Annotated in this window: 9 protein-coding genes; all 9 read left to right on the top strand. The window is 44.0% G+C overall.

The window, feature by feature from the left end; all coding sequences use genetic code 11:
- The first annotated feature begins 113 nt into the window (after nt 1–113).
- The 9 genes from F4X88_09030 to F4X88_08990 all read left to right on the top strand — a co-directional run bounded on the left by F4X88_09030 (nt 114) and on the right by F4X88_08990 (nt 11,569).
- The gene (locus F4X88_09030) at nt 114–521 is read left to right on the top strand and encodes a helix-turn-helix transcriptional regulator (protein ID MYA56424.1); all 408 of its coding nucleotides are present in this window, start codon (nt 114–116) and stop codon (nt 519–521) included.
- A complete protein-coding gene (locus tag F4X88_09025; GenBank protein MYA56423.1) occupies nt 521–1,360 on the top strand; it encodes an ImmA/IrrE family metallo-endopeptidase in 840 nt (279 codons plus the stop codon). Before F4X88_09030 ends, F4X88_09025 begins: the two co-directional genes overlap by 1 nt.
- Nucleotides 1,361–1,371: 11 nt before the next feature.
- Nucleotides 1,372–2,997: a site-specific DNA-methyltransferase gene (locus F4X88_09020; GenBank protein MYA56422.1), complete on the top strand. Its 1,626-nt coding sequence runs from the start codon at nt 1,372–1,374 to the stop codon at nt 2,995–2,997.
- Between the two features lie 12 nt (nt 2,998–3,009).
- A complete protein-coding gene (locus F4X88_09015; protein MYA56421.1) occupies nt 3,010–5,592 on the top strand; it encodes a restriction endonuclease subunit R in 2,583 nt (860 codons plus the stop codon).
- 285 nt (nt 5,593–5,877) lie between these two features.
- Complete coding sequence (locus tag F4X88_09010) at nt 5,878–7,203, top strand: AAA family ATPase (GenBank protein ID MYA56420.1); 1,326 nt, start codon at nt 5,878–5,880, stop codon at nt 7,201–7,203.
- Entirely contained in the window at nt 7,203–8,060 is an 858-nt protein-coding gene (locus tag F4X88_09005; protein MYA56419.1) for a DUF4435 domain-containing protein, read from the top strand. The genes F4X88_09010 and F4X88_09005 overlap by 1 nt, the downstream gene beginning before the upstream one ends.
- A 163-nt stretch (nt 8,061–8,223) precedes the next feature.
- Complete coding sequence (locus tag F4X88_09000; GenBank protein MYA56418.1) at nt 8,224–8,829, top strand: hypothetical protein; 606 nt, start codon at nt 8,224–8,226, stop codon at nt 8,827–8,829.
- 284 nt (nt 8,830–9,113) lie between these two features.
- Entirely contained in the window at nt 9,114–10,001 is an 888-nt protein-coding gene (locus F4X88_08995; protein ID MYA56417.1) for a Crp/Fnr family transcriptional regulator, read from the top strand.
- Between the two features lie 188 nt (nt 10,002–10,189).
- Nucleotides 10,190–11,569, top strand: a complete 1,380-nt coding sequence (locus tag F4X88_08990) for a M28 family peptidase (protein ID MYA56416.1) — start codon at nt 10,190–10,192, stop codon at nt 11,567–11,569.
- Nucleotide 11,570: the final 1 nt, after the last annotated feature.

Below are 11,570 nucleotides of genomic sequence, written 5' to 3'. Positions count from 1 at the left end.
TTTCATAAAATTTGGTAAAAATCTCTGTTTTTTTTCTCCTTTGCTTAAAAAAAGGTTAATATGGTATACTAAATATAATGTGTAAATAAACACCATAGAAAGGGAAATTTGCCATGAAATTAAGTCAACGACTCCGTTTCATTCGTAGGGAAAATCAGTTGACGTTAAAGGAACTGAGTCAACGTTCAGAGCTGTCTATACCCTATCTTTCGGATATGGAACGCGATGTTGTCAATCCATCCGTTGATACGCTCCGGAAGGTTGCTAAGGCATATAACATCTCCGTCAAAGATCTTATTAGTGGTGTCGAAGAGCTTGGGGAATCGTCAAATACTAATTATCCGGAGGGATTTCAATCGTTTTTAAAAGAGTATGAGACTCGGTATGAAATAGATGATGACTGGAAGGAGTCATTGCTAAAAGTCAACTTTCGCGGTAGGCAACCTACCTCGCCGACAGAATGGCTTGAGTTGTATCTGTACCTCAAGCGTATTCTTTCTCCTACAGAGGATAATAAGTAATGAATAGAATGAAGAGACGCGTTATTGAATTAGTTCGGGATGTTGTCAATAAATATGCTTCAGCGACGATACCGACTTTTGATGAAATAGGTTCTGGCTTGGGATTAGATGTGAAGATTGGGGAATTACCCGCCGGAACAGATGGGGCACAAAAAGATAAAACAATAATAATCAACTCACAAATTAAAAATGAGGAGCGTAAACGATTTACTCAATTTCATGAAGTTACACATTATTTGATCGAGAAAGATGGAGATTTGATTTCTGAACTTCATGACTATACTATCAATCAAGAACATGGCTTCAAAAAACCGTTGGAAACCCTTTGTAACATTGGTGCAGCTGAATTTTTGATGCCAAGTAAAGAACTTACAAAACTCTATAACAAAAGAGGGTTTAATGTCCAATTGATTCCATTCGCGGCCAATTATTTTAAAAGTTCAATAATTGCTGCTGCAATCCAACTCGCGCAAGTTGCTCCGAACAGATGTATCGCGGTTATTTGCGAAAAGGGATTAATACCTAACGATAAAGCATCGTCGAAAGTCTCGCTGCTTACCACTGAAAATCAATCCCACAATAAACCAAAACTCCATGTAGTCTATTCTGCTTCCTCACCGAGTACTAACCGATGGTTAGCAAAATATACGGTTTTCCCAGATAACGATTTAGTAAACCAAGCATATTCTCAGTCCAAAATACTTGAAGGTGAGAGTGAGATCCCTTTTCCGAGTTGGAAAGAACGTTGTCCCTGTGAGGCATTATACAATAGAAATAGAGTCTATGCCTTATTTCATTTAACACCTCCACCAAACCTTGATCAAATGACACTTTTTTAGCGGAGTAATCTATGCCAACACTCGAATTTAATGGAAAACACCATATCTACACCCACCATCTCACTGTTCCCTACCGTCCGCTTGAAACTGACAAAAACCGCTCCTGCAATCCAACCGGTGAAGACGATAACCTCATAATCCACGGCGATAATTTGCACGCTCTCAAAGCATTACTGCCCCGCTACGCCAATCGTATCAAGTGTATCTATATTGACCCACCCTACAACACCGGCAAAGAAGATTGGGAGTATAATGACAACGTGGAAAGTCCACTTATGCAGACATGGTTCAAGGAGAATAGTCCCATTGACAACGAAGACCTTGAACGACATGATAAATGGCTCTGCATGATGTGGCCAAGATTGCATCTGCTAAAAGAACTACTTACTGAAGATGGTATAATTTTCATATCTATTGATGACAATGAACAGCATCACCTACGGATGCTGATGGATGAGATTTTCGGTGAGAGGAATATCGTCGCCAATTTTACTTGGTGGTCAAAATATACTCTGTCCAACGATTCCAAAACCGTTTCATATCAACATGAGAATATTCTATCGTATGCGAAAAATTTAAATGTTTGTAGAATTGGGGTCCTTCCAAGAACACCAGAAATGGATAAGTCATACAAAAATCCAGATGAGGATCCTAAGGGTCCGTGGAAAGCAACACCATTGCATGCAAAAAGCGGTAGAGATGAACATAGGTATTCACTTGAATTTCCGAACGGTGTCACGTGGCATTGTCCAGAAGGAAGGTTCCCGAGATACACTCAAGATAGACTTATGGAACTATACAATGACGGTCAACTCTACTTCGGTAGAAGTGGGAAGTCTCAACCTAATAAGAAAACTTATCTATCTGAGGTAAAAGCTGGAAAAACTGTAGGATCTTTGTGGCCATATCAAGAAGTAGGCAGTACCCATCAAGCGAACGAGGAATTGGCTGCGGTAATGGGAAAAGGTGTATTCAACAACCCTAAAGGAACCAAACTAATTCAGAGGGTGTTCCAAACTGCAAACCTTTCATCAGACGACATTGTCTTAGACTCTTTTGCTGGCAGTGGTACAACCGCTCACGCTGTTCTTGCAATGAATAAGGAAGACGGTGGCAATAGAAAGTTTGTCCTCATTGAGTGCGAAGATTACGCCGACACCATCACCGCAGAGCGTGTCCGCCGTGTTATTAACGGTGTTCCCGATGCGAGTGACGCTTCACTGCCCGAAGGCTTAGGAGGTTCTTTTACCTATTGCACCTTAGGCAAGCCGATTGAAATAGAAGCAATGCTCACTGGGAAAGAATTACCATCGTATTCAGCACTTGCTACCAACCTTTTATTTACTGCTGCAGGTGTCTCCGTTGAGGAGGATACTTTAGATCAGAAAAATGATAATGGACTTTTTCACAGTGATAATGAAAACGATTACTATCTGATCTACAAACCTGACCTTGCGTTTTTACGCAGTAACGAGGCAATACTCAATCTGGAGCAGGCAAGACGTATCCGAGATTCCAGCCAAGATAACGACAAAAAAGCGATTGTCTATGCGGCAGGCAATTACATCGGACAACGTGAACTCGCAAAGATGGGAATTGCTTTTTGCCAACTTCCATACTCCATACATGAAAGATAGGGAATAGTAAAGATGCTGGAATTAAAAACGTATCAGCGCGATACACTTGACGCATTTAGCAATTGGGTGGAAGTTCTTAAAGAAGAACAGGAAACTTCAGAAACTACAATTGAGCATTTAAAACAGGTAGGTAGTAGTATTAGTGATGATGTTTTCAATGAAATACGCAATTATCCCAAAACTGCGTGGAAGAAATTGTCTGAAAACGGTGACGTTGCAGTAACTGCAGGCGAATACGTTGACCGTAAGGATGGCGCACATCGACCAATCCCTCATATCTGTTTCAAAGTGCCAACAGGTGGCGGTAAAACCTTACTTGCTGCATCTGCTTTAGAACGCCTGCATCGGCAGCGCGGATTGACATTGTGGGTTGTGCCGACACAGGCTATTTTTGATCAAACAAAAGCTGCATTGTGGAACAAAGAACACCCCTATCGTAAAGTGGTGGAGCGTGCAAGTGGTGGACACGTCAAGATGCTGGAAAGGGAGGATCCCTTTAATAGGGACGATATTACCAACTACTTATGCGTCATGCTGCTCATGTTGCCAGCAGCAAACAAATCCCCTGATAAAAAACTCAAAGACAAAGCCTACTTCCGTATGTATCGAAATTCAGGGCGTTACGCCAGTTTTTTCCCTGACCATGATGATGAAGAGGGCAATGCCCTTATGAGAGAGCAATATCCCGATCTTGATCCTAACACTGAAGGAGACATCCCCAAACAGAGTCTCTTTAACGTATTCAAGATACTGCGTCCGGTCGTTGTCCTTGATGAAGCACATAAGGCGTATGGAGCAAGCAAAGGAAAAGAATTCGCCAGTTCTATTAACCGCCTTGACCCACAAATGGTTATTGAACTCTCTGCCACACCGAATCGAGGCATCAGTAATTTGCTTATTGATATTGCTGGACCCGATCTGAAAAAAGAGGAAATGATCAAATCACCCGTACAGGTATCATCGTTATCGGGTATGAAGTGGCAAGATACGCTGAGCGAGGCTGCTACCGAACTTGAGAGACTTAATACCCAAGCAAGTTTGCTTGAAAGTAGCACGGATCGGTATATCCGCCCGATTGCCGTTGTGCGTGTTGAACGAACCGGTAAAGATCAACGGGATAACAATTATGTCCATGCGGAGGATGTCCGAGATTATCTCACACAAAACTTAAAGGTGCCTCCAGATGCAATACGTGTTAAATCTGCCACACAGAACGAACTTCAAGGCGAAGACTTGCTATCCAAGAATTCGCAGGTAAAATGGATAATTACAAAAGCAGCATTAATGGAGGGATGGGATTGCTCATTTGCCTATTTGTTAGTGGTACTGGATAATACACGCTCACAAAATGCAATTACGCAACTCGTGGGAAGGGTGATGCGACAACCACATGCCCAACTTACTGGTAGAAAATCGCTTGATCAGTGTTATGTTTTTTGCAATGATACTGACGTTGATGCTGCTGTCAAGCAAGTCAAGAAGGGATTAGAATCACAAGGACTTACTGGTTTGGAAGACGAAATCCTTGGCACAGGAAATGCCCAGGAACCAGCAGACTTTCAGATGGAAAAAATCCGCCGCCGCAAGCAATTTCAGGGTCAAGAGATTTATCTGCCAGTCGTGCGCCATAAGGATGGTGGCAAATGGATTCAACTCAATTATCAGGCCCATATTTTACCGCATATAGACTGGTTCAGAATTAAACCACCTGATCCGAACGCTTCAGCACCCGATGGCGCAACATTACGGACAGCGACGGTTCCTATTGGTGATGCACCGCCCGTTTTCCATGAGGATCAAGAGCCACACGTTGAGAAAAACATTAGCGTCTCCGATTTTACGCTCTGCCTTTCGGACATTGTGTCAAATCCCTGGCAGGCTGCTCGCATTGCAGAAGAATTAATCGAAGATCTCAAAACAAACGGAGAAACCGATGAGAATATCTACGATAGACGTTCTTATCTCGTGCCTACATTGCAGGAACACGTCGCTGGTGAAGTAGAAAATCAGTCAGAGCAAATTTTTCGTGAAAAGTTGGAAAACGGAGAAATCCGATTTGATTTGGAGGTAGGTGAACCCAATTACAAACTGCGACAAAGCTACAAAATTGAGGTTCACGCCAATCAAAATCTACTTACAAAATACGGTAAACCTGTCCAACTCAGCCTGTTTGAACCGATGTATGAGTATCCTTCAGATAATGAATTGGAAAAGAATTTTGCGCATTTTCTCGATGGTGAGAAGGCATTGCAATGGTGGCATCGGGTCGTGGCGCGTCAACAGGGTGAGTATTACGTGCAAGGTTGGAATAAACAGCGGATCTACCCAGATTTTGTTGCGATGGCAAAAGAAGTTGATGGCATGACGCGTGTCCTGATTTTTGAGACAAAGGGACAACATCTGGAAGGTAATCGGGACACAAAGTACAAACAAAAAGTGTTAAAAACTCTTGAAGCAGCTTTCAACGCCACCAGCGATATGAAAATACGTGAAGTCCCAACACAGACAGGCATCTTTCGATTGGTATTCAGCAAACAAGAGTTTCCAGAGATTTCCGCACAGTTGAATGATGGTAGGTATTCAACGGAAAGTTAGCATAGCGCGGCACGAGAATTTCACGTTAGGATATGCTACGGATTAACGTTTTGCCTTTTCAGGTCAAATGTGCTATTATTTTAACCCAAGTTGCTACTTACACGATTTTAGACGTGCAATCCCCGTTTTTCAGGGAAGATTCTTCAGGATTTGAGCAGTTTGGTAGCGTAAACTTTCAGTTTGCGCGTGGTTATGCACAATCTAAAAGATTATGCTACAAACTGGCAACTTAGGTTATTTTAACAACCAATTGCGGGGTATAGATTCTAAAAGGAAGCCAAAATCATGAGCAGTTATTTCATTGAATCTTTTAAAATAGACAAACTATGGGGTCATCGAGACATCGCATTAACTTTTAAGAAGGATGTGAATATACTGATAGGTCCTAACGGTTCTGGCAAAACTACTATTTTGAATCTTCTGAATTCCATTCTATCACTTGATATATCGGGGATCCTAAATGTCAATTTTGAGTTCGCAGAGATCCATCTGCAAGACTTTAAAAATAGTTCTGTACTTCGCACTGTTAAAGTTCATGCTGCAAATAGACTTTTGAGACTCGAACTGGATGAAGAGGAAATAGGCATTGATACAGAGTCTATTACTGGACGCAGATTTACTGAACACCATGGGTGGCTTGAAAAGGGTAATACTCTTCCAGAGAGGCTCCCTGAACGCTTCGTGAGAAGAACCGTAGTATCAGAGAAATTTTATGATGAATTAACTACCCTAGTCCCTCTGGTTTGGCTCCCCGTAAGCCGTCGTTTACCTGTAACAAAGTATGAAGAAAAATGGCATACAAGGACAGAACCTTTGGAATCAGTAGACTTACGACTTGAGGAATTGTTAGAAGATATCTCTCGCTATCATTCCATCTTAAACGCCCAACTTTCTGAGCGTTATAGAGAGTTTGAACATCAAGTCTTATCGATGATACTTTATAGCAAAGAACATGACCAACTTAAGTCAATTCGTAATTCAGTTTTTCACTCGTTACCAACGGAAGTAGAAAAAGATCAATTATTGGATGCTTTTGAGGATGCTGGATTTTTAGACGAAGTAATGCAGAGCAGAATTGACGATCATTTTGCTGCGTTAACTGTTGCAGAACAAGTATTTGTCCGGATTCATGAAGGAAAAGATATTCCTGCGGAATTTGAAGACATCTTTGTAATTCCACTTATCGGACGAACAAAAGCCGTGGTGGCATATGCCAAGAAACTTGAAAAAGATAAAGAAGATATTTTCGCCTCTTTACGCCGTTATGAAGAAATCGTTAATTCATTTTTGAGTAACAAGTCGATTAAGTTTGATGAGAGAGGATATTTAAAAATCGAAACTTCTTCGCCAGCGGACATAAATCCACGCCTTCTTTCATCAGGAGAGAAACAAATTCTAATTTTCCTCACCGAAGCCCTACTCCGGATTGAAAAGCCTGTGGTTTATGTCGCGGATCAACCTGAATTGTCGCTTCATGTCACGTGGCAGGAAAAACTGTTGGAATCTCTGGTAACACTCGGTGGACAGAAACAGATAATCGTCGCAACGCACTCCCCGGACATCGTTGGAACTTTCCAAGATAAAGTGATAGATTTGGGGAGAGAAAGTTAATGTCGTTTTCCCGAACCCCTTCGGGGTTAATTGCAGAACATCTTTTTTATCAGGAAATCCTTGTTTATGTCGAGGGACGTACTGATATTCCCTTCTATAGCACAGTTCTCGAAAATTATAATTGCCGGATACGAACCTATAGCGAAGAGAAGGGAAGCAATAAGTTAACGGAGGAACTTGTAAAAAAAGACCTCCCTTATGTCGTTATTGTTGATGGACATTATGAGATGTTAAAACGCACCCGAAGTCAACATCGACGGATTGTTCTGCTTCATCGACATTCTTATGAAAACTACCTTTTCGAGGAAAAACCAATAGAACAGTTCTGCCGGGATCGTGCTCGTTTAACAGACAGTTTAGAAGATGTGCTGTCTAGCAGCAAGTTTAAGGAAGTTCTGGGCCAGATTGAACACAACTTTAAGGAATTAATTGTATTGGATGTGGCACATCAAAACGCGGAAACTGGCTATGACTCGCTTCCTGATAAGCCGTATCGATTTTTCAATTCACAGACGGGATTGAATTTCCTATATAGCCAAATTCAGCAATGGCGCACAGAAATAGCCAATCATATTGACAGCCAGAGCACTGATAATGCCAGAAACTTAGTTGAGCAATTCTTAAAGAGATGCCGTTTTGTTGACTTACTTCCTGGGCACTTTGCATTTGATATCATATGGCGTTTGATATGTGATACATTGGGTGGCAGTATTGAAAAGGAAGAAATTAGATTGTATCTCTCCAGAGTAGTATGGGAATTGGTGAGCACTCGCGACCATAATAGTTTAAAAAGACGGTTACAGAATGCGGTTCGAGAAGTACAACAGATGCGTGAGTCCGATAGTAGTCAAATATAAGCAAACACCAATTCGTAGTCGTGCGATTCATCGCCCGTTTCAACATTACCTCCAACACCATCCAGCCCTATTTCTATCAATACCTCACAGGAAAAAAGATTTGCATTTTAGGGGATTTTGTGGTGTAATTCTATTATATTTTGGTGGGATGGAGACTTCTCTCATGGCATATAGCGATTGGACTTTAGAAACTGTAAAAAAAGCGTTCCAGTTAGAAGAAGTGAACGCCGCTGGCATTTTTGCTGAAATAGACCCCGTGGAACCGAGCACACATCTTGCCACGACCCTGGAACGAAATGTGCCATTAGCCTTCGCGATGGGCACTGAGAAAGCAAAATCAGAACTGATCGTCTCTGCTGTGCTGGTTGAACTCTGGGAGCACTTCGATCGCGGCATCAGCTTTTTCTCGGGGATTGACTTTAATGTTGATGCTGAAAACGGTTTGACCGGCGTTTGCGATTTCTTGGTGAGCCTGTCGCCTGCGCAATTCCATTTGGAGGCACCCATCATCGTTCTGGTTGAAGCGAAAAAGGATAATTTGACGGTAGGGCTCGGGCAATGTGTCGCAGAGATGATCGCCGCCCAACGCTTTAATGCCGAATCGGAGAACGACACGCCTTGCATCTATGGTGCCATTACGTCAGGCATAGATTGGATATTCCTTAAGTTGGACGGAAAGAGACTTCAACTTGATATGGCAGCTTACCAAATCGCGCAGTGCGATAAAATCCTCGGTATTCTCGCCAGTATGGTGGCACAAAAGGCATGAGCGTGCGTTTGGAAGAGGTATGGTTTCAAGGTGTCTTATTTTTCTTGATTTATCGGCAATGTGCTGATACAATTAAGGGTAAAGACATTATGGCCTATTAAGCACACAAACAGCAAAAAACCGAATCCCGAAAAAACAGCGAAAAAACGTCACATTCCACGGCTCACCTGACTTCTGCACGTCCACTGTGACGTTTAAAACGTCACATTCGGGTGAAAAAACGTCACATGTGACGTTCAAAACGTCACAATTAGACGAGTGGACCCCTATTTTAAATTCATAACATGGTTACACAACAAAAAATCCCAGAACGGTTCTGGTGCGTTAAAGGGATAAACATTTTTCAAGACCTTACCGAATCGGATGCCGACGCGCTCGCACGGATAACAAACTTCGTCACGTTAAAACACGGAGACACACTCTCCGCTGAAGGTGTTTATCTATTGAAAGAGGGTCGCATCAAAATTTATCGGACACCGCCTGAGGGCGAAGCGATCACCTTAGATGTGCTGGACCCCGGTGAGTTCTTTGGAGCGGTCAAATGGGAGGATGACACCGCACATCCGAACATCACCGCTGAGACATTTGCTGAGACTTCCATTGTCGGGGTTATAAGCACCCAGAACTTCCAGTATTTTTTAAAACGAAAACCGCATTTAGCCATGCCGCCGCAGAGAACTTTAGGAAGCCTTATAAAGAAGTATCTACCTTGGCGTTCAAAGGAACCAGCGGATTATAATCTTGTAACTTCATGTCAGAAACCGCCTCAAGGACTGACGAACCCTTTCCTGAACATTGCGCTCCGAAGTCCGGCATCCCGACTCGCACTCCTGTTACAAAACTGCGCCGAGGCACCGGAACACAGACGCGCAGCGATGGGGCGGAGTTCGCAGTGGATCGAACGTAAACTCTCGACGAGGCGGTTGGCACAACTCATCGGCAGTTCCGTTGAGAACATGGAAGCACTTCTCAATCAGTTTAAACAACATCAGATCATAAAGAAACGGTTTCGGCGGATTCAGATACTTGATCCGTGGCAGCTCAAAAAAATTGCCAACGCAAGAATGAAAACGCTACCGCCGCTTGAAACGCAGTCGGATTCTAACTTTCTACCAGATACGGAGCCTGCAACATCGGCACAGGCGGGTTTAAGCAACGTCGTTGATAGTTGAAACGGACGTTATTCCTCCACAAGGTTTTTAATTTATGGGCTTCATATCGCTCCGCTCCGCTTACGCTATATGCTTTGAGATTCCTAAACCGTAGCCTGCAACATCGGCGCAGGCGGATATACGGAAAGGCACATTATTTATCAAATTCACCTGACCGAACCGCAAGGTATAATTAAAAATTAAAAATTATGAGCAAGAAGAACCCTTATTTGCAGCTCGACCAGCAGATGGTCGGTGACATTTACACTTCGCGAGAAGTGATGGAAAATCTGACAGTCTTATGCGATGAATACGGTGCCCGGTTCGCCGGAACGCCCGAGGAATATGAAGCCGCAAACTTCATCGCTGCGTGTTTCAAACGCTACGGACTCCAGAATGTTAAACTTGAGACCTATCCCTACGCTGGCTGGACGCGTGGCGCAGCAACGCTTGAGGTCATCGAACCCATTCGTCGGACATTGCACTGTATCTCGCTACCCTACTGCCCCGCTGCAGACATCACCACGGAGCTCATCTCTGTCGGATGTGGAAGTCCTGACGAATACACCGCAGTCGGTGATACCCCTACCGATAAACTGGTTATGGCGAAAAGTGCCTCACCCCCAGATCTCGGAAGATGGGTCCATCGCAAGGAGAAGTTTGAACGCGCCGTGCTCGCAGGCGCGAGTGGATTCATTTTTGTCAGTGAACATCCCGGTGTCGGTCCCGAAACGGGAAGCCTTCAAAATGACAGGCGCGCCCCTATCCCCGGCATATCCGTTTGCAAAGAGGATGGCGAATTCTTGGCGCGGTTGATCGCACGAGAAAATGGAAAGGTAACACTGAAACTCCAGACAACGGACATCAATGAACCGCGGACCTCATGGAACGTCGTCGCAGATTTGCCCGGTAATGAAAACGCCGAAGAAATGGTGGTTGTCGGGTGCCATTACGACGGACACGATATTTCACAAGGGGCACATGACCCCGCTTCAGGCATGGTATCCGTCATAGAAGCCGCTCGTGTGCTATCCACGTATGCTGCCGATTCGCTCAAGTGCACCATCCGTTTCATCGCTTTCGGAACCGAAGAGATCGGGCTTACCGGTGCGTTCCGTTATGTCGATGCACACGCCTCGGAGTTGGATAACATTCGGTTCATGCTCAATATGGATGCGGCAGGCGGTTCAAGTCGCAAGGGCATCGTTCTTCACCACTGGGACGCGTTGGACGCCTTCTTTAACACCGCACGTGAGCAGATGCACGCTGAAATGCCGGTTGGACAAAAGGTGCATTCCTACTCCGACCATTTCCCGTTTTTCCTCAAGGGAGTGCCCTCAAGCCACATGGGTGATCCAGAGGCACCTCCTGGGGGTAGAGGCTTCGGTCATACGGCGTATGATACACTGGATAAGGTAGAATTGGAGAACCTACGGGCTGCCAGTGCGGTTGGTGCCAGAGTCGCACTCCGCTGTGCAAATGCCGATGATTTTCCCGCCAAACGTAGAACGTCAGAAGCCGTTCAAGAGATTGTTGACACGGATCCAGGGTTAGAGGGATATAGAATCTCTCTCAAACTGACCGGCTAAG

It is taken from the genome of Candidatus Poribacteria bacterium, assembly GCA_009839745.1.
GTDB lineage: Bacteria > Poribacteria > WGA-4E > WGA-4E > WGA-3G > WGA-3G.
Note: the sequence above shows the minus strand (reverse complement) of the source record. Positions and strands in the feature narration are given on the sequence as shown.